Below are 16239 nucleotides of genomic sequence, written 5' to 3'. Positions count from 1 at the left end.
GGCCGCCTGCGCGACCTGCGTCCGCAGCCGGGCCTGGGCCAGCGACTCAAGGGGCCAGCCCCGGTGCGCGTGGCCGCGCCGCCGCCAGCTCCACCCCCGCCCGCACCACCCGCCGTCCCCGCCGGGCAGTGCCCGCGGTGCGGGCGGCGGTGCCCGCGCGGGACGGCAGCCGAGGAGGAAGGCTGGCCCGCCACGACACATCGTGTCGCTCACATTGACAAAGTCGAGGAGCCGCCCCTAACGTAATCAATGTCAACGAGGCAAAGTTCGGAAGGGGACACCATGACCGCCAACACCCGCACCATCCCGGCCCACCAGGTCAAGGCCGGTGACACGGTGCTCGGCACCGTCATCACCACTCCCGGCGGCACCACGTGCGACGACCTCAATGCCGACCCGTACACCGCCGCCCCCGTCCCCAACGACCCCGACTGCGGCTGCCCCGGCCACGACGCCCTCACCGACGAGGACAAGGCCGGTGACGTGGTGGTCCTCACCACCGGCTACCCCTACGACTGCTGCGACGCGATGCCCGCCGACACCCCCGTGATCATCGCGGCCCCCGCAGAGCCCACCCCCCGCCCGAACGTCGCCAAGGCCCGCACGCCCAAGGCGACCAGGGCGACCGCCAAGACCCCACTGCCCCGCTTCTGCCGCGACTTCCGCGGGGCCTACGGCTTCACCCACGGCGACAGGTACTGCGTCGCCTCCCGAAACCCCGGAGCCCCCGAGCTCTGGGACGTCCACAACGAGACCGGCGGCATCCACCAGCCGCTCGCCTCCCGCCGCACCACCCGAGCCCAGGCCGTCCGCGACGCCATCGCACGCCTCGACGGAGACGACAGCGCCGTATCCGGCGCCGACCTCCTCGCGGAAATCCTGAGCTTCTGAGCCCCACCCCCACCCACGCGGCGGGCCCGCGCGCATCAGCGCCGGGCCCCGCCGCCCCTGCAAGAGGCGGCCCCACGCGCCGCCCAGGAGGTGAAGGCATGCCCGCCGACCTGCGAATCGGCTCACTGTGCACCGGATACGGCGGCCTCGACATGGCCGTCCAGGAAGCCATCGGCGGCCAGGTCCTCTGGCACTGCCAGTACGACCCCGACGACAAACACCAGAACGCCGCCCGCATCCTCGCCCACCACTGGCCCGAAATCCCCAACCACGGCGACATCACACGAGTCGACTGGCACTGCGTTGAACCCATCGACGTACTCACCGCAGGCTTCCCCTGCCAGGACCTCAGCCTCGCCGGGAAACGAGCCGGCCTCGCGGAGGGCACCCGCTCCGGCCTGTGGGCCCACGTCGCACGAGCGATCAGCGTCCTCCAACCCCGACTGGTGGTGATCGAGAATGTCCGCGGCATCCTCTCCTCCCCGGCCCACACTGACCTGGAACACTGCCCGGGGTGCATGGGAGACCCCGAGCGTGTCCCTCCTCTGCGGGCACTCGGAGCTGTACTCGGAGACCTGGCCGACCTCGGGTTCGATGCGGAATGGACGGGTCTCCGCGCGTTCGACGTCGGCGGCTGCCACGAGAGGTTCCGGGAGTTCATCCTCGCCTGCCCCCGTCCTGCTGCCGACACCGACGACGAGGGAATGGAACGGGCCGGGCGCGCCGGACGGCAACCGCAACGACACACTCCGCGCGAGGATCGCGACCCTGCCCACCCCCAGAGCCCGGGACGCCAAGGGGAAGGGATTCGAGGACGGACTCCCGAACGTCGCCCGCCTCTTCAAGACACCGACCAGCAACCTCGGAGTCAACGGCGGCACCCAGCACCCGGACAAGAGGAAGCAGGGCGGACACGGCCCGACCCTCGCGGACGAGGTCGAGAAGGGCCTGCTGCTGCCCACCCCGACGGCAGCCCGGTACGGGAACAACCAGTCCCCGACGACCGGCGCGACCGTACGGCCCTCCCTGGAGACCCTGGCGCCGGCGCTGCTCCCAACGCCGACCGTCGCGGACTCCCGCAACAGCCGCAACGCGACGGCCACGAGGACGCCGGGCAGCCGGCACCACTCCGGGACGACGCTGAGCGACGCCGCGGTACTCCTCCCCACCCCGAGGGCCAGCGACGGGACCAAAGGAAGCCCAAACCAGAAGTACGGGACGGGAGCCCTGACTCTGGCCTCGGCGGCGAACCGTTGTGGGGCGCCTACACCGAAGCCGTCCACCGCTGGGAAGAAGTCTTCGGACGACGGGTGCCCCGGCCAACTGATGATCGAGGTCGACTGAGCCCGGAGTTCGTGGAGTGGATGATGGGCCTCCCCGCCGGTCACGTCACCGGCGTACCCGGCCTCTCCCGCGCCGCCCAGCTCAAAGCCCTCGGCAACGGCGTCGTCCCCCAGCAGGCCAGCGCCGCCCTGCTACTCCTCCTCCCGCGGCTGTGGGAACAGCTCCATCCGGAGCTCCGCGAGCAGCTGGCCCACGTCCTCGCCGCCTGACCCTCTGGCCGGTCACCCTCGCCGGGCGTCGCCGCCCCGCGCGCTCCTCGTGCGGGGCGGCTGTCCGTGCCCGGCGGTACGTTGTCGGCGTCCGGCGACGAGGCCGGCACGCGGGTCGTTGACGGGCCGCTCGCAACCCCGTAACTTAGTAAATATCAAAGAAACAACGTTATGACGGAGAACGCCATGCAGCCCATCGCCAACGACACCGCAGTCAACTGCCACAGCCGAGGCAACATCGAAGGAGTCGTCCGCAGCCACACCATCGCTGGCGACGGCACCCTCACCTACACCGTCGAGTACGACAACGGAAACACCGCCCTCAATACCCACGACCAGCTCACCGTCCTCGACAAGGAAGCCCCCGCCCCCCGCATGCAGCCCTACGGCGGCGGCATCACCCGCTGGGTCTTCACCTACGGCGGCTGCGACTACCACGTCGAGAACTACGCCGAGCGCGGCCAGCGCCCCGAGTGGTGGGTCACTAACGCCACCCGCCAGGGCGAGGTGCCCCTGGTCACCGGAGCCCGCACCCGCAAGGCCGCCTACCACGCCGCCATGAACGCCCTCGGTATCACCAACGCCTGACCGTCACCGCCCCACACGACAGGACACCCCGCCGTGGCCATCCGCATGGACCTCCCCCTCGCCCGGCCAAACTGCGCCCCGCCCACCTTCGAGCGCCAGACCCCGAAGTGCGACTACGAACGCGTCACCACCGCCCAGCAGGGCGAGCGCTTCGAAATCCACCGCATCAACGACGCCAACCCCTGGCTCCGCGTCTGGGACCTCCTCCGCTCCACCTACGTCTGGAGCACCACCAACGACGACCTGCCCGCCGCTACCCGCTGGACGACCCGCCACAACCGCGCATGGGCCACCCAGGCCGCCGCCCATGGCATCTCCGCCAACGTCAACGACTACCTCCGCTGACCCCCACCGGCGGAACGCCTCGGCACGCCGCCCCTGCTCCCTCGAGGGACCATGACCACCACGCACCAGCCCACCCTCACCGACACCGCCGCCCCCCTCCCCGGAACCTCCTCCGTGCCCGCTGCCATGGACCGAGGCCACCTCTACAGCCCCACCGCCGACATCACCCGCTACGCCCTCGACGACCGCTACGCCTACGACTACCAGCCCGGCGACCTCTTCGAGCCCATGCCGCCCGCCCCCCGCGGCGACGGCAAGGCGTGGGCCTGGTGGTGGGCGAACACCGCCAAGACGCCGACACCCGACTTCCTCGGCCTCGCCACCGGCGACACCATCACCGTCCAGCACGCCACCGGCCACGGCCCCGCCGAAGTCCTCGCCACCTACCGCCTCGGCGCCCTCATCCGCTTCCCCCACCCGGACGGTGAGACGCGCGGCGAGATGTACGTCCGCCGCTGCAACCACTTCGGCCGCTGGTACGCCTGACCGCTCCGAGGCCCGGCACCCGGCCGCGCAGCCCGGGTGCCACGACGCCCGAACAGGGCGACAATTACTCCCAACCCCACCCCCACACTCCGCCCGCCGGCGATCCGCCCCACCGTGCCGCCTCGAACCCGACAGGACACGCCATGCACAGACCCTGCACCGCCGCGGCCGCACTCCTCGCCAGCCTCACCCTCGCCCTCACCGGCTGCGCCACCGACACCACCGAACCCGCCGCCGGGGCCGACAACGCTAAGCCCGCCACCAAGAAGGCCGAACCCGCCCCGCCCCCCGAGCCCACCCCCGAACTCCCCGTCTACGACACCGAGGAGCAGAAGCTCAACGAACTCGCCGCCGAAAAGGGCTGGGAATTCGACTACACCCTTTACGAGACCGCTGCCGACTACGTCAACGACATGTGCGCCAGCCTCCCCGCGTGGGGCGACGAGGCCGCCGAGACCCTCGCCGAGGCTCAGAACCCAACCGAAGACGAAGCCGCCGCCCTCCGCGCCGGCATCCCCGACTTCTGCCCCGACTGGGAAGACACCGTCATCAAGGCGCTCGAAGGCGACTTCCCCCGCACCTTCCACGACGGCACCTACACCGTGAACACCAGCGGCAAGGAGGGCACCGTCGCACCCGGCACCTACACCGTCACCGACGTGCAGGAGTGCTACTGGGAGCGCACCGCGCCCAACGGCGACATCATCGACAACCAGTTCGCGACCGCCGCCCAGGCCATCACCGTCACCATCGCCTCCACCGACGGCTCGTTCACTGCCCGGGGATGCGGCGGCTGGAAGTCCCAGGGCTGACCCGACCGCCCTTCTCGGCGACCCGTGCGTCACCAAAAAGACACAAGCCACATGCCGTCGCCACAACCTGGCACCATGCCCCCTGACAACATCACCGCTCAGGGGGCACGCCCATGCGCCGAAGACTCCACGCCCGTACCGCGGTTGCCGCCGCACTCCTCACCGTCGGACTCCTACTCTCTGGCTGCACCACCGGCAGCGACTCCACCGAGCCCGCAGCCGGCGCCAAGCCCGACCCGTCCAACTCCACCACGACCGGGCCCAGCGCCAGCCCCACCAAAGACACCACCTTCGCCATCGGCGAGGCATGGGAATGGGACGACTCCGAACTCGACCCGCCCGCCGCCGGCAACACCACTGTCCTCGCCTACACCCAGCCCGTCACCGCCTCCATCACCCCCGACGAGGAGTTCGGCACCACCGGCTACGAATGGGCAGCCCTTGAAGTCAAGGTCTGTGCCAACACCGGCGAGACCTGGGTCAACAACATGCCGTGGAGCCTCGCCTACGCTGGTGGCGCACGCGTCCAGCCCTCACAGGTCACCTACGGCGACTTCCCCCGCCCCGCCTACCCGTTCATGGACACAACCGTGAAGGCCGGCGACTGCGTCCGCGGCAACATCGTCTTCCCCGTCCCCGGCGACGAGCGACCCGAGAAAGTCGTGTACGCGCCCGGTGGCAGCGACACCGTCGTCGAGTGGACCGTGCCCGAGAAGTAGTCGGCTGCGGCCGCCCCCTCCCGTTGCTGCAACACACCGGCTACCGTGGCCGCATCTCGACGGGGAGAGACGCCGGTAACGCACGACTCTGATGCCTTCCCCGTCGAGCACACAGGAGCCCCGCCCGATCTATCCGGGCGGGGCTCCTGCGTCCAGACGCCGATGACTACTCCGCCGGCTCGGTGCCCGCCTTCGGCTGGGGGGACTTGGGCCGGTGCTTCCCCGAGCCCGAGTAGCCCCGGAAGACGTCCTGGACCGTGCTCAGCTTGCAGTTCAGTCGGTCCGCGATCTGGCGGTACGACAGCCCCTTGCCGCCGTCCCACAGTTCGATGATCAGCTCTCGGCGTTCGGCGGACCACGCCTTGTTGCGCTCCACCTGGGCGGCCATCACCGCGCTCTTCGCGCGCACTCGGGCTTCCCGGTCCTCGATCCGCTCCACCTCGTCCAAGGCGTCTGTCACTCGCCGCACCTCCTCTTCGCTCAACTCGGCCCCTTCCGCCTTGGCGGGGCTGCTTGCGTCTACTGTAGGGGTCCCCTACAGTGACAACAAGTAGCCCAGCTACTACGCACAACGCCCCGGTCTGGTGGTGACGCACCAGTCCAGGGCTGCAACAAACCGGGCCCGGTGATGACGCACCGGGCCCGGCCAACCCCGCCCGGGTGTGACGACCCGGCCGGGCCGACCAGCCACCTGAGCAACCAGGAGACTGACCATGCAGCATCTTGCCACCCGCCCCGCCGGCGGCGAAGTACCCCGCCTCCGCCCCACCGCGTGGGGCGAGGACGACAACCGGCCGGCCATTCCGAAGATCCCCGGCCAGCGCAGCGGCCCCCCGAAGCCCACGCCGACCAATGCGAGCTGCCCGCAGTGCAGCGCCGCCGCCGAGTCCGGCTCGGCCTGCCCCCGCTGCGGCTCCCCGATCGGAGCCCTCCGGTGAGCGCCGCAGAGGAGCTGGAGGCCGCCCGCCGCGACTACGGCACCCCCGAGGAGCGGGAGCAGCGCGCCGCGCAGGCCCGCGCCCAGCTCGGGCAGGCCCGCACGAACGGCAACGCCGCCGCCGGTGCCTGGCGCAGCCAGGGAGGTGCCCGCTGATGGGTGCTCTGTCCTGGCTCCTCGGAGGTGACGACGCGAAGTTGGCCGCCGAGGAGTACTCCGGCCAGAAGTCCGCGAGCGAGCGGGCGCGGCAGCGCGAGGAGGCGGCCACCGCCCGCCGCGTCGCCCGCCACCACCGTGGCGGAGCCACCAGCGCGGCCCGCCAGGGCCAGGCCTGGGAGGACGCCGACCGCTGGCAGGAGCAGCACGGCCGGTCCCTCGGCCGCCGACGCCGCTAACCCCTTCGCCCGCCGGGTCGGTTCCTACTCCGTTGACCCCGAGTAGGGACCGGCCCGGCCCCAACCACCCACCTCTGCCGAAGCATCGGAGTACACATATGACCACCGCCACCCCGGGGGACGTCGAGCAGACCGCTGAGCAGGCGGCGAAGTACCACCACGCCCACTACCAGGGCACCGGCCGTAACCGGTACGGCCGGGTCGTCTTCGCGTTCGCGCCGTTCACCGGCAACGAGGAGGAGCCGATCCGGCCCCGCGACTCCTACCGGGACGACGACCTCCCGGACGCGGCCCGTGACCTGTTGACCGCCGAGTACGACGCGGCCCGCCGCCTGTGGTGGAGCGCCCGCTACGTCCGCGACCTCAAGACAGCGACCACCGAGGCCCCGGCCCTGTGGGACGCCTACCAGCGGGCGCAGCAGCACATGACCGATCTGCGCCGCACCCTCGACACCACCCCGGACACCTACTGGACCTCCACCGTCTCCCAGCTCGTGGACGCCCAGGACAAGGCCCTCGACGCCGCCCGCGACTGGGACGACCTCGCGCGTGGCATCGCCCGCGTCCACGACGACTACGTCTACAGCGACCTCGCTCAGCACGAGGCGTACGAGCGGGCCGGCGTCGAGACGGACGGGTGGGTCGTCGGCTGCACCTACGACTACGACGCCTACTGCGGCGCGCCCCTCACACGGATCGTCCGCGAGGCCGTCCAGAAGCAGCGCACCCACGTCCAGCAGGTCTCCCAGCTCACCACCCGCGCCACCGGCTGACCGCTCCTGCCCGCCCCGGCATCGGGGCGGGCACCCCGCCCCGCTCCGCCCACGCCCAGCCGCCCACGGAAGGACCCGCCCCCCGATGGCCACCAAGCCGCCCCCGGAGCACCTGCCCGGCCACCCCATCTCCGGCGTCCGCTACCGCGCCGAGGAGCGCACCCGCACCGTCACCACCGAACTCGACGGCCAGCCCCGCCAGACACAGAAGACTTACGAGGTCCTGGTGCCCCAACCGCCCCGCGACTGGGACCACATCCTCCTCCGCGCCGTGACCGGCGCCGCCGTCGCCGCCACCGCCGTCTCCGTCGCCTGGACGACCGCCAGCATCGGCCAGCTCCTGGCCCTCACCGCCCCGGCCGCCGTCGCCTACGCCGCCGCCGGAGTCTTCGACTTCGCGTGGATCACCTGCCTCGTCCTCCAGTGGCTCGACCGCTACGACCCGAAGCGCGCACGCGCCGCCGCCGTCGTCGGCTGGTTCGCCCTCGGCATCGCAGTGGCCGCGGTCATCGCTCACGGCTCGCAACTCGACCAGCTCGCCGCCGGCATCGTCGGCGCAGGCATCTCCGTCATCGCAAAGGGCCTGTGGACCCTCGTCCTCCGCCACTTCGCCGTGACGCTCGGAGAGGGCACCGCCGGGTGGCTCCAGCAGCGCCGGGAGGAGATCAACGCGCAGCGCGCCCTGTCCGGACAGCTCCGCCGCCTGCACGACGACGAGGCGTACACCGCCGCCGTCTACGGCCCGGCCGCCGGCGCCGCCCGCGCGCTCACGTCTGCGGACACCGCCGCACGCGGACAGGACACCGGACACGAGGCCGAACAGGACACCGGACGGGACACGGACACCACCGCGCAGGAGGACAGGCGCCCCGTCTTCGTCACCGCCCAGGACGCCCCCGCCGGACAGGACGCCCGCCCGGACACGGGACAGCAGGAGACCGGACAGCAGGACAGGACACCAGCCCGGACAGTCCCCGCCCGTGCCGTCATGCAGCCGCGCACGGGCGATCCATCCGTGAAGGACACCATCGTCACCGCCGTCCGCAAGCAAGGCGTGGACATCGAGGACCGGGACGCCCTCCTCGCCGCCGTCCGCGAGGTCCACGGCGAGGTGAAGCCCGACACGTTCATCAAGTCCCGCAACCGCGCCCGCAAAGCCCTCGAAAAGGGCGAGGGCTTCTACGCCTGAAAGGCCCTCGGTGGACCTCTCCGACCTCCTCCTCATTGCAGCTGCCGCCGGCACCGCTGCCTGGCTCCACCGCGGCCGCCTCTGGCGCCGCCCTCGGCACGGCGCCGGCGCCTCCGCCGCCAACCGTGCCCGCCAAATCCGCACCCCCGCCGTACGCCTCGCGGACGCCCTCGGCATCACTACCCGCCGAGGGCGGCAGGCCGCACGCTGGCAGGCCGGAGCCGACGGTGAACGCCGCACCGCCGACCGCCTCCAACCCCTGACCGACCAGGGCTGGACGCTGCTCCACGACCGAGCCCTACCGAGCAGCCGCGCCAACGTCGACCACCTCGCCATCAGCCGCCGCGGTGTCGTCGTCCTGGTCGACTCCAAGCGCTGGTCCGCCCGCTACCGCCTCCACACCGCCCGCGACCGGCTCCTCCACGGCACCCGCGACGTCACCCACCGGCTGGACGGCCTCCACCACGAGGCGTCCACCGTCGCCGAACTCCTCGGCACCGCCGTCCTGCCGGTCGCGGTCATCGACGGCGCCCCCGTCGCCGGCGGCGAACTCCGCCACCGCGGCGTGCTGATCGTGCCCGCCGACCGCGCCCTCGCCGTGCTGCAGCGCCTTGACCGCACCACCCCGTCCCCGGCCGTGCCGGGCCGGACCCTCGCGCGCCGAGCCGACCGCCTCCTCCCGCACTACGAGACCAGGACCACGCGATGACCACACCGCCCGACTGGTGGGACCGCCTCTACGACGGCACGTCCACGGACACCGCCGCCCGGCCCGGCCGGGTCGTGCGCGTCACCGGCCGCTCCGGGCGCCTCCCGGACTGGCGCACCGGACAGACCCTCAACCTCGACAAGGACACCCCGGACACGGGACAGGACACGACGCCGGACACGGGACAGGACACGACGCCGGACACGGGACAGGACACCGGACGGGACAGCGGACAGCCGGACGCGGACACCACCAGCCGCCCGGACGAGGAGCCTACGGACACCGCCGACTCGGCGCACTCCGACCGGCCGGACACGGACGCCCCGGACACGGACACCGGACAGGACGGGACACCCCGAGAGGACACGGGACAGGACAGGACGCCGGACACCCCGGACGGACACCACCCCCGCAGGACAGTCCTCGGCCGACTCACCCCCGCAGGCCGCGCCCCGAGAGCCGCCCTCGCCGACGTCCTCACCTCCATGCGCGGACGAGACCGCTGGCTCATCTACAACGGCACCGCTGCCCTCGCCGGCTCCGGCTGGGTCCTCGGCACCCTCACCGGCTTCGACCTCGTCACCTGGGGCACCACCGAGGCCGCCTACCTCGCCCAGCAGCCCACCCTCGCCACCTGGGACCTCGCAGACCACTACGTCCTCGCCGCCGGCCTGTACGTCCTCGACCGCAAGACCCGGAACGCCTGGCCTCTCGTCGCCTGGCTCTGCCGCATCCCCACCGCCGCCCTCACCACCGGCCTGCTGCTCTACGCACCCGGCCAGCTCTAACCACCGAGAAGGACGCACACCACCATGCCCACCCCCGCCCACCTCGCCATCAGCCTCGACGGAGGCTTCTTCGGCAACGTCGGCACCGCCGGCCAGGCCCTCGTCCTCACCGCGCTGTTCGTCTTCGCGACGACGGCAGGCGGCAAGCTCAAGCCCCTCGGCTGGGTGCCCTGCCTCATCCTCGGCCTCCTCGCCGGCGCCTCGTTCGGCGCCGCCGGCGGCATCTTCGCCTTCCCCGGCGACCTCATCGCCCAGGGAATCGGCGTCATCACCGGCATCGACCCCGATATCGGCATGGGCGCCATCGCCCTCCTCCTGCTCGTCATCATCGGCTGGAAGAAGCTGACCACCAAGCAGGTCGCCGTCACCGCCTTCATCTTCTTCTACGTCTCCGCCCGAGCAGGCGGCGTCTGGACACAGTTCGCCGACGCCATCGGCTCCATCGGGCTCGGGTGACCGCCGTGCTGGACACCACCCCCGGACAGGACAGCAGGACAGGCCCGGACACCGGACAGCAGGACGCCGGACAGGACGGGACACCCGGACAGGACAACGGACACCCGGACACGAGACAGGACACCGGACACGACACCGGCGAGGACCCCACCCACAGCATCCGCCCGCCGTACGTGCGGCGCCTGGCCCGGGAGATGCGGCCCTACCTCGCCTGCGGCCGTCTCCTCGGAGACCTCGGCCGCGGCAGTGCCGTCCTAACTGGACATGCCGCCACCTGGTGCCAGGCGAAGAACGGGGCAACCACCAGCCGGATCGGCGGCCTCCTCCTCGGCGCCACCTTCGCCGTCTGGGCCGTGCAGAAGTACCCCGCGCACGCTGCCGTCCTGGAGGCCACCGCCTGGGCCCTCGCCGCCTGGACCGTCGCCGCCGAGTACCAACCACGCAGCACCGACGACGAGGCCGACCCGGAAGCAGAGCCGGAGGAGTCGACCCCACCGTCCTGCGAGGAGCACCGCCGACGCCTTCTGGAGTGGCTGGAGGAGGTCACCCGCGACCGGTCCGGCATCCACCTCTCCGAGCTGTACGCCACGCTGCGCAAGCGGCCAGCCCTGGCCCACCTCGCCGACCCCGAGCTGCGCCGCATGCTCGACCACTACCAGGTGCCCGTGCAGCGCACCCTCCGAGTGGGCACCGTGGCCGGCCGTACGGGGGTGGCCCGGACCGCCGTCCTGGACCTCCTCGACGACCTCGACCAGCCCCTCCCCGCGGTCGAGGTCCAGGACTGTGTGGGGACGTCTGGAGAGCGGCCCTGACCAGCACGAATCCACGCGCTCTCCGCCCGGTCTCCGCCCCGCTCCACACCATCAATCGGTCTGGCGAAAAGGGGTTGCGTGCGCCCCGCAAGCAACCGGCGCGCGGCGTCAGCACGACTGTTCACCCGCACCGACAACTCGCCGCCACGGCCCGCTTCCTGGTACACCTCACGTGAACACCTCGTGAGGAGGGGGTCCCCGTGCCGTACCGCTACCAGTGCGCCCAGTGCCACGCCGACGCCGACAAGCGCGACCGCCGCGACGACGCCGAGGCCGACGGTCAGCAGCACCGCGACGAGGCGCACCACGGCCTTCTCCCCACCGCCGGCGACCGCGTCGCCAAGGTCCACGCCGACGGCCGCGGCGACCGCGCCGCCGGTGTCCCGTGGCCGCGGAGTTCCCTGCTGCTCCTCGCAGGCTTCGCGCTGCTGGTCCTCTTCGAGATGGCCCGGTAACAGGCCCGGCACTTCCCTGGACAGCCGGACACCGACAGTCGGTGTCCGGCTGTCCAGGTCGTGTCCTGTCCGCCTGCCGTCCTGTCCTGTCCCGGGTGTCCGGTCTCCTGTCCCGTGGTGTCCGGCCGTGTGTCCTGTCCTTGCCACCCGCCGAACGGTCGGCTGCCAACGGACGGCCGTCCGCGGCCAGGGCGACGAGGAGCAGCAGCGGCTGGCATCACCCGAACGTGCGGCACAACCCCGACGCCGGCCTGGCGGTCACACAATCGCCACCCCGCAACCGCCGAACCACCGCACATGGAGAGATGCCCGGATGGTCAGCAAGCAGCCCCCGCGCCCACCCCGCCGGCCCGGCCCCGGCCGGCAACAGCCGCAGCAGAAGCCCCTCACCAAGGGCCAGAAGTGGGGATGCGGATGCGCCGGCGCCTTCGCGTTCCTGTTCCTGCTCGGGGCCTGCGGGGCCATCTTCGGAGATGACGAGCCCAGGCCGGCGCCCAGCTCGACACCGACGCCGACCGTCACTGACTCCTCCACCCCGTCCCCGGACGAAAACGCCCACGAGGACGACGACGACAAGCACCGCAAGTCCACCAGGAAGGCGACGCCCACCCCCGAGCCGGAGCCCGAGGTGTACTACGGCTCCTGCGCTGACGCCCGTGCCGACGGCGCCGCTCCTCTCCGCCGCGGGGAGCCCGGCTACCGGGCCGGTCTGGACCGCGACGGTGACGGAACCGCCTGCGACACGACGTCCGGCTCCTCGAGTACCTCCGGCTCCGGCGGTTCCTCCTCGTCGGGCGGCTCGGACTGGGACGACAACGACGACGGCAGCAGCTCCAGCTCCGGCGGGGGCAGCTTCACCGACGGCGGGGGAGGCCGTTGGTGGTGAGAGCGGCAGCGAAGCTCCTGGTGAGGAGGCCGATTCGGGGCTACCAAGCGAGCTGTGCTCGCAACCTCGCGCCTCCCTCGGTGGCCGCAATATGGACGCTTCGCGAATAATTTCACCGGAGCTTCTACGGCAGATTGCATCGCTGAACTTTCCCGCGTTGCCAATATCTTGGGCCGTTAGAAGGCCCATCCGATGGACAATAACCCTGCCGGTAAATAGTGTTGGCGTCAGAAGTTGCGCATCGGGCGCAGGTCTCCCGACCACGGCGGCAACCGCAGCCGGGAGACAGGCGAGGCGTGTTGAGCCCCGGTCGAGTGCTACGCGGCCGGGGCTACGCCCCGCCTCGGTTCCGACCGGCACACCTACACCCTTGCTGCGCCCCTACTGGCACTTGCATGCCAGCTCGATGACCGCCACTGCCGCCGGGACGGCGACGTCGGCTATGAGCTGCGCCCACCACGGGGCGGGCTTCCCGTCGCCGGGTCCACCACCCCCGTCGTGGGACGGCTGGTCGCTGTCCTCGTTCGGCGGATCTTGCTGGGCCATCGGCACCACGCTCCTGACCGACCTGGGCCCCGGCCTGTGCCGGACCCGCCGCCCGCCGGCCACCGGTCGATGAGCAACCGGCGGTCCGCCGACAAGAGCGTCGCGCGTAATTCAGACAATAGACGACGCGGGGGGTGTGGCGCGAGAAACGGCCCTGCTTTCTCTCTTGCTGACAGAGCGTTAATTGCAACTCGCCGGAGATAGCGTCGCCTTCGATAAAAAAGGATCGCAGTCCGCTCAGCGAACGCCGCTGCGGTGGCCCGTTGAGGCGACGCCCGGTTGACTCCCAGTACCGGTCACTGCGGCGCAACTTGGCACTGGGGGCACGGCTTGCCCTGGCCGCGCTGCTCAGCTTCCGCGCGGGTCACCTCCTCCGGCTGGTGCACCGTCCAGCCCATCGTGTGAGCGGTGTTCTGCCCGCGGAGGATCGCCGGGCAGTCCGGGCGGGTGTGGAAGTCGTCGCCCTTCCCGGTGACGTACACGCTGCTGCTCACCGTTCAGCTCCTTCGCTCGCCTCGTCCAGGGCCAGGAAGAAGCCGGGCGTGGGCGGACCGGTGACGGATGCGGCGGCCAGGCGTACCGCCGGCGGCTCGTAGTCCTCGACCGGCGGCGGGCCGTCCGGGAGGGCGTGGCGGTGGAGTTGGCGCCTGGCCCGGTCGGCGTCGGGGTGTGGGCGGTGTCCCATCGTGCGCTCCTCGTCGGTGGTGGTTGTGATGGTGCCAGGAATGCGCCGCGACACGTCGTGTTGCTGACATTGACAAAGTGAGGGCGGGACCCTAACGTCATCAATGTCAGTGCAACGACGTAAGGGGTAAGGGCATGAAGATCACCGGCCGCCAGACCACCACCGCCACCCTCACCGACCTCTACCGCGCGATCGACGCCGGACACCCCATCACCATGGCCTTCCTCAAGGAGGAGCGCGACCAGGAGACCGGCCGCAAGACCGGCCGCCTCGTCGAGACCATCCGCACCGTCGAGTTGTACGACCTCCGCACCACTCACCAGGGCGACATCATCGCCCGCGCCATGGACCGCGAGACCGGCGAAGCCCGCACCATCCGCCTGGACCGCATCCTCAACTACACGATCCACCGCACCGCCTACACCGTGCCCCACCTGGACAGCGACGGCCTCCCCGTCGCCCACGCGCCCGAGGTGTTCTACACCGCGCAGCAGCTCATCGCCCGCGAGTTCGCCCGCGAGGACCGCGCGTACCTCCTCGACAAGTACGGCCTCGCCGCCTGACGCCCCGCACGGGGGCGGGCCCCACGGCCCGCCCCCGCCCCCCTTCACGTCACCCCGCCCCTGCCGAGGCCGGAGGCCCCCATGCCCACAACCACCTCCACCCGCACCGCCGACCAGCCGGCCCGCCCCCGCCTCACCGTCCGCGTCACCGTCAACCCCGTCGACCCCGCCGCAGCCCGCGCCTTCGCCGCCGAGGACCGCGCCTACTGGGCCGACCGCTACGACACCGCCGACACCGACGAGGACTGACACCCCTCCAGGGCGGGCCACCCAGCCCGCTCCCTCCGCCCACCTCGCACCGCTCGAACAGGAAGGCAACGCCGATGCACGCGACCACCGTCCGCGACCTGCTCACCGCCACCGCCGACCACCTCGACACCCTCCGCCCCACCACCCCCGTGCAGGAGTTCACCGTGCACGGCGCCCTCGCCACAGCGGCCCGCCTCCTCCACCACCAGCCCGAGGCGCAGGCCGACCTCCACACCGCCGAGGCCGACCACGCCCGCGCCGAACGCCTCCTCATCGTGGCCGAGCACCGCGGCCACGGCGCCGACGAGGCGCGCGAGGAAGCCGACTTGGCACTCAACCACCGCTACGCGGCCGCCGCCGTCCTCGCACTGGTCAACCAGACCGTGGCCAACGACGTGCAGGCCGCCCTCCGCGTCCTCGACACCCCGGAAGAGGGCGCCAACCCCGCCCAGGTCGCCGCCGCCCTCCGCGACGCCGCCGAACGCCTCGCCCGCGACGCCACCGGCCTCCTGAACCACATCCCCGTCCAGCGCCCCGCCGCCTGACCAGCACCCGAGCCCACGAGGGAGACCACGCCATGCAGCCCATCCCCACGAAGCAGGTCGCCGCCCACCTCCGCGCCCTCCTCAAGAAGGCCTTCCCCACCACCAAGTTCTCCGTCACCTGCCCCAAGGGCACCGGCGCCTGGATCGACGTCCGGTGGACCGACGGCCCCCACGAGCGCGACGTCCGCCGCATCACCGCGCCCGCCCAGGACGCCAACTGGGACGACGCCTACGACACCAGCAGCACGCTCACCGTCACCGTCGACGGGCACGAGGTCACCGGCAGACCCGTCCTGGACGGCATCAGCCACAACCGCGCCATCTCCCCGGCAGTTAAGCGCGAGGCGGCCGCCCTGTGGTCCGCCGCCCACGACGGCGCCGACCCCGCCCGCTGCTCCATGACCGGCCCGTTCCGCTGCAACGGCCAGCACATCGACGCCGGATGGCCGCGCAACCAGGTGGAGCAGATCGCCACCCGCGTCCTCCTCGCCCACACCTAACCCCCAACCCCCGGCGGGGCGGCCGGACCACCGCCCGGCCGCCCACCGCCCGGCACATGACAGGAGCACTCCCATGCCCGGCTTCGAGCCCGGCCAGTTCGTCACGATGGGCCGCCGCGAACCCTCCACCGGCCAGATCACCAGCGTCACCCGCGACGGCGTCACCTACGCCTCCGCCGACGGCGTCCGCGAACACGTCCACGCCACCGCCCACCTGACCCTCGCGGACCAGACCAGGAGCTGGCGGCCCGCCACCGCTGAGGAAATCACCGCCTTCAACCAGCGCCGCCGCCCCGCCCCCGAGAACTGGCACTGACCGCTGCCAACTCCGGACCGGTCGGGGGATGATGAAGCCCC

General features: G+C 71.9%; 27 protein-coding genes and 1 pseudogene. 24 read left to right on the top strand and 4 right to left on the bottom strand.

Going from position 1 to position 16239, the window contains the following annotated elements; all coding sequences use genetic code 11:
- The first annotated feature begins 282 nt into the window (after positions 1-282).
- From RM572_RS00705 to RM572_RS00670, 8 genes and pseudogenes are all read left to right on the top strand, one after another.
- Positions 283-891 carry a hypothetical protein gene (locus RM572_RS00705; protein ID WP_311671299.1) on the top strand — a complete coding sequence of 203 codons (609 nt, stop codon included), beginning with the start codon at positions 283-285 and terminating at the stop codon, positions 889-891.
- A 98-nt stretch (positions 892-989) separates the two neighbouring features.
- Positions 990-1502: pseudogene (locus tag RM572_RS00700) on the top strand (DNA cytosine methyltransferase); the annotation flags it as partial.
- Between the two features lie 744 nt (positions 1503-2246).
- Positions 2247-2444 carry a hypothetical protein gene (locus RM572_RS00695; RefSeq protein ID WP_311671833.1) on the top strand — a complete coding sequence of 66 codons (198 nt, stop codon included), beginning with the start codon at positions 2247-2249 and terminating at the stop codon, positions 2442-2444.
- A gap of 171 nt (positions 2445-2615) precedes the next feature.
- Positions 2616-3032 carry a hypothetical protein gene (locus tag RM572_RS00690; RefSeq protein ID WP_311671298.1) on the top strand — a complete coding sequence of 139 codons (417 nt, stop codon included), beginning with the start codon at positions 2616-2618 and terminating at the stop codon, positions 3030-3032.
- Between the two features lie 33 nt (positions 3033-3065).
- Positions 3066-3377, top strand: coding sequence for a hypothetical protein (locus tag RM572_RS00685; protein ID WP_311671297.1), 312 nt, complete (start codon positions 3066-3068; stop codon positions 3375-3377).
- A 51-nt stretch (positions 3378-3428) separates the two neighbouring features.
- A complete protein-coding gene (locus RM572_RS00680) occupies positions 3429-3863 on the top strand; it encodes a hypothetical protein (protein ID WP_311671296.1) in 435 nt (144 codons plus the stop codon).
- A gap of 143 nt (positions 3864-4006) precedes the next feature.
- The gene (locus tag RM572_RS00675) at positions 4007-4675 is read left to right on the top strand and encodes a hypothetical protein (RefSeq protein ID WP_311671295.1); all 669 of its coding nucleotides are present in this window, start codon (positions 4007-4009) and stop codon (positions 4673-4675) included.
- A gap of 113 nt (positions 4676-4788) precedes the next feature.
- On the top strand, positions 4789-5394 hold the full coding sequence (locus RM572_RS00670; protein WP_311671294.1) for a DUF4352 domain-containing protein: 606 nt from the start codon (positions 4789-4791) through the stop codon (positions 5392-5394).
- A 166-nt stretch (positions 5395-5560) separates the two neighbouring features.
- Here RM572_RS00670 and RM572_RS00665 read toward each other — a convergent pair whose 3' ends face one another.
- Entirely contained in the window at positions 5561-5854 is a 294-nt protein-coding gene (locus RM572_RS00665; protein WP_311671293.1) for a helix-turn-helix domain-containing protein, read from the bottom strand.
- 253 nt (positions 5855-6107) lie between these two features.
- On the opposite strand from RM572_RS00665, the gene RM572_RS00660 reads away from it, so the two are divergent.
- From RM572_RS00660 to RM572_RS00610, 11 genes are all read left to right on the top strand, one after another.
- Positions 6108-6332, top strand: coding sequence for a hypothetical protein (locus RM572_RS00660; RefSeq protein ID WP_311671292.1), 225 nt, complete (start codon positions 6108-6110; stop codon positions 6330-6332).
- Positions 6329-6487: a hypothetical protein gene (locus RM572_RS00655; protein ID WP_311671291.1), complete on the top strand. Its 159-nt coding sequence runs from the start codon at positions 6329-6331 to the stop codon at positions 6485-6487. The genes RM572_RS00660 and RM572_RS00655 overlap by 4 nt, the downstream gene beginning before the upstream one ends.
- On the top strand, positions 6487-6726 hold the full coding sequence (locus RM572_RS00650; protein ID WP_311671290.1) for a hypothetical protein: 240 nt from the start codon (positions 6487-6489) through the stop codon (positions 6724-6726). Before RM572_RS00655 ends, RM572_RS00650 begins: the two co-directional genes overlap by 1 nt.
- A 98-nt stretch (positions 6727-6824) precedes the next feature.
- Positions 6825-7499: a hypothetical protein gene (locus tag RM572_RS00645; protein ID WP_311671289.1), complete on the top strand. Its 675-nt coding sequence runs from the start codon at positions 6825-6827 to the stop codon at positions 7497-7499.
- A gap of 85 nt (positions 7500-7584) precedes the next feature.
- Entirely contained in the window at positions 7585-8688 is a 1104-nt protein-coding gene (locus tag RM572_RS00640; RefSeq protein ID WP_311671288.1) for a hypothetical protein, read from the top strand.
- Between the two features lie 10 nt (positions 8689-8698).
- A complete protein-coding gene (locus tag RM572_RS00635; protein WP_311671287.1) occupies positions 8699-9397 on the top strand; it encodes a nuclease-related domain-containing protein in 699 nt (232 codons plus the stop codon).
- Positions 9394-10185 (top strand): hypothetical protein, encoded by a 792-nt coding sequence (locus RM572_RS00630; RefSeq protein WP_311671286.1) that lies wholly within the window; start codon positions 9394-9396, stop codon positions 10183-10185. Before RM572_RS00635 ends, RM572_RS00630 begins: the two co-directional genes overlap by 4 nt.
- A gap of 24 nt (positions 10186-10209) precedes the next feature.
- Positions 10210-10641, top strand: coding sequence for a hypothetical protein (locus RM572_RS00625; protein WP_311671285.1), 432 nt, complete (start codon positions 10210-10212; stop codon positions 10639-10641).
- 5 nt (positions 10642-10646) lie between these two features.
- Entirely contained in the window at positions 10647-11453 is an 807-nt protein-coding gene (locus tag RM572_RS00620) for a hypothetical protein (protein WP_311671284.1), read from the top strand.
- 200 nt (positions 11454-11653) lie between these two features.
- A complete protein-coding gene (locus RM572_RS00615; RefSeq protein ID WP_311671283.1) occupies positions 11654-11908 on the top strand; it encodes a hypothetical protein in 255 nt (84 codons plus the stop codon).
- Between the two features lie 313 nt (positions 11909-12221).
- Positions 12222-12794, top strand: coding sequence for an excalibur calcium-binding domain-containing protein (locus tag RM572_RS00610; RefSeq protein ID WP_311671282.1), 573 nt, complete (start codon positions 12222-12224; stop codon positions 12792-12794).
- A 381-nt stretch (positions 12795-13175) separates the two neighbouring features.
- Here RM572_RS00610 and RM572_RS00605 read toward each other — a convergent pair whose 3' ends face one another.
- The 3 genes from RM572_RS00605 to RM572_RS00595 form a co-directional block, all read right to left on the bottom strand.
- Positions 13176-13340, bottom strand: coding sequence for a hypothetical protein (locus RM572_RS00605; RefSeq protein WP_311671281.1), 165 nt, complete (start codon positions 13338-13340; stop codon positions 13176-13178).
- A gap of 296 nt (positions 13341-13636) precedes the next feature.
- Entirely contained in the window at positions 13637-13834 is a 198-nt protein-coding gene (locus RM572_RS00600) for a hypothetical protein (RefSeq protein ID WP_311671280.1), read from the bottom strand.
- Positions 13831-14025 carry a hypothetical protein gene (locus RM572_RS00595; RefSeq protein ID WP_311671279.1) on the bottom strand — a complete coding sequence of 65 codons (195 nt, stop codon included), beginning with the start codon at positions 14023-14025 and terminating at the stop codon, positions 13831-13833. Before RM572_RS00595 ends, RM572_RS00600 begins: the two co-directional genes overlap by 4 nt.
- A 134-nt stretch (positions 14026-14159) precedes the next feature.
- On the opposite strand from RM572_RS00595, the gene RM572_RS00590 reads away from it, so the two are divergent.
- The 5 genes from RM572_RS00590 to RM572_RS00570 all read left to right on the top strand — a co-directional run bounded on the left by RM572_RS00590 (position 14160) and on the right by RM572_RS00570 (position 16198).
- Positions 14160-14588: a WYL domain-containing protein gene (locus tag RM572_RS00590; RefSeq protein ID WP_311671278.1), complete on the top strand. Its 429-nt coding sequence runs from the start codon at positions 14160-14162 to the stop codon at positions 14586-14588.
- An 81-nt stretch (positions 14589-14669) separates the two neighbouring features.
- Positions 14670-14837 (top strand): hypothetical protein, encoded by a 168-nt coding sequence (locus RM572_RS00585; RefSeq protein WP_311671277.1) that lies wholly within the window; start codon positions 14670-14672, stop codon positions 14835-14837.
- A gap of 74 nt (positions 14838-14911) precedes the next feature.
- The gene (locus RM572_RS00580; protein ID WP_311671276.1) at positions 14912-15382 is read left to right on the top strand and encodes a hypothetical protein; all 471 of its coding nucleotides are present in this window, start codon (positions 14912-14914) and stop codon (positions 15380-15382) included.
- A 32-nt stretch (positions 15383-15414) separates the two neighbouring features.
- Entirely contained in the window at positions 15415-15882 is a 468-nt protein-coding gene (locus RM572_RS00575; RefSeq protein WP_311671275.1) for an LPD29 domain-containing protein, read from the top strand.
- Positions 15883-15955: 73 nt separating this feature from the next.
- Positions 15956-16198, top strand: a complete 243-nt coding sequence (locus tag RM572_RS00570) for a hypothetical protein (protein WP_311671274.1) — start codon at positions 15956-15958, stop codon at positions 16196-16198.
- Positions 16199-16239: the final 41 nt, after the last annotated feature.

Origin of the sequence: Streptomyces hazeniae, assembly GCF_031845485.1 — a bacterium.
In the GTDB taxonomy this organism is placed as follows: domain Bacteria; phylum Actinomycetota; class Actinomycetes; order Streptomycetales; family Streptomycetaceae; genus Streptomyces; species Streptomyces hazeniae.
This window is presented reverse-complemented; position numbering and strand designations above follow the sequence as displayed.

Coding starts and splice junctions, on each gene's coding strand:
- RM572_RS00580 (WP_311671276.1), top strand. CDS start 14,912: ATGCACGCGACCACCGTCCGCGACCTGCTCACCGCCACCGCCGACCAC.
- RM572_RS00670 (WP_311671294.1), top strand. CDS start 4,789: ATGCGCCGAAGACTCCACGCCCGTACCGCGGTTGCCGCCGCACTCCTC.
- RM572_RS00625 (WP_311671285.1), top strand. CDS start 10,210: ATGCCCACCCCCGCCCACCTCGCCATCAGCCTCGACGGAGGCTTCTTC.
- RM572_RS00705 (WP_311671299.1), top strand. CDS start 283: ATGACCGCCAACACCCGCACCATCCCGGCCCACCAGGTCAAGGCCGGT.
- RM572_RS00660 (WP_311671292.1), top strand. CDS start 6,108: ATGCAGCATCTTGCCACCCGCCCCGCCGGCGGCGAAGTACCCCGCCTC.
- RM572_RS00690 (WP_311671298.1), top strand. CDS start 2,616: ATGACGGAGAACGCCATGCAGCCCATCGCCAACGACACCGCAGTCAAC.
- RM572_RS00650 (WP_311671290.1), top strand. CDS start 6,487: ATGGGTGCTCTGTCCTGGCTCCTCGGAGGTGACGACGCGAAGTTGGCC.
- RM572_RS00610 (WP_311671282.1), top strand. CDS start 12,222: ATGGTCAGCAAGCAGCCCCCGCGCCCACCCCGCCGGCCCGGCCCCGGC.
- RM572_RS00680 (WP_311671296.1), top strand. CDS start 3,429: ATGACCACCACGCACCAGCCCACCCTCACCGACACCGCCGCCCCCCTC.
- RM572_RS00640 (WP_311671288.1), top strand. CDS start 7,585: ATGGCCACCAAGCCGCCCCCGGAGCACCTGCCCGGCCACCCCATCTCC.
- RM572_RS00575 (WP_311671275.1), top strand. CDS start 15,415: ATGCAGCCCATCCCCACGAAGCAGGTCGCCGCCCACCTCCGCGCCCTC.
- RM572_RS00595 (WP_311671279.1), bottom strand. CDS start 14,025: ATGGGACACCGCCCACACCCCGACGCCGACCGGGCCAGGCGCCAACTC.
- RM572_RS00570 (WP_311671274.1), top strand. CDS start 15,956: ATGCCCGGCTTCGAGCCCGGCCAGTTCGTCACGATGGGCCGCCGCGAA.
- RM572_RS00630 (WP_311671286.1), top strand. CDS start 9,394: ATGACCACACCGCCCGACTGGTGGGACCGCCTCTACGACGGCACGTCC.
- RM572_RS00590 (WP_311671278.1), top strand. CDS start 14,160: ATGAAGATCACCGGCCGCCAGACCACCACCGCCACCCTCACCGACCTC.
- RM572_RS00585 (WP_311671277.1), top strand. CDS start 14,670: ATGCCCACAACCACCTCCACCCGCACCGCCGACCAGCCGGCCCGCCCC.
- RM572_RS00645 (WP_311671289.1), top strand. CDS start 6,825: ATGACCACCGCCACCCCGGGGGACGTCGAGCAGACCGCTGAGCAGGCG.
- RM572_RS00605 (WP_311671281.1), bottom strand. CDS start 13,340: ATGGCCCAGCAAGATCCGCCGAACGAGGACAGCGACCAGCCGTCCCAC.
- RM572_RS00675 (WP_311671295.1), top strand. CDS start 4,007: ATGCACAGACCCTGCACCGCCGCGGCCGCACTCCTCGCCAGCCTCACC.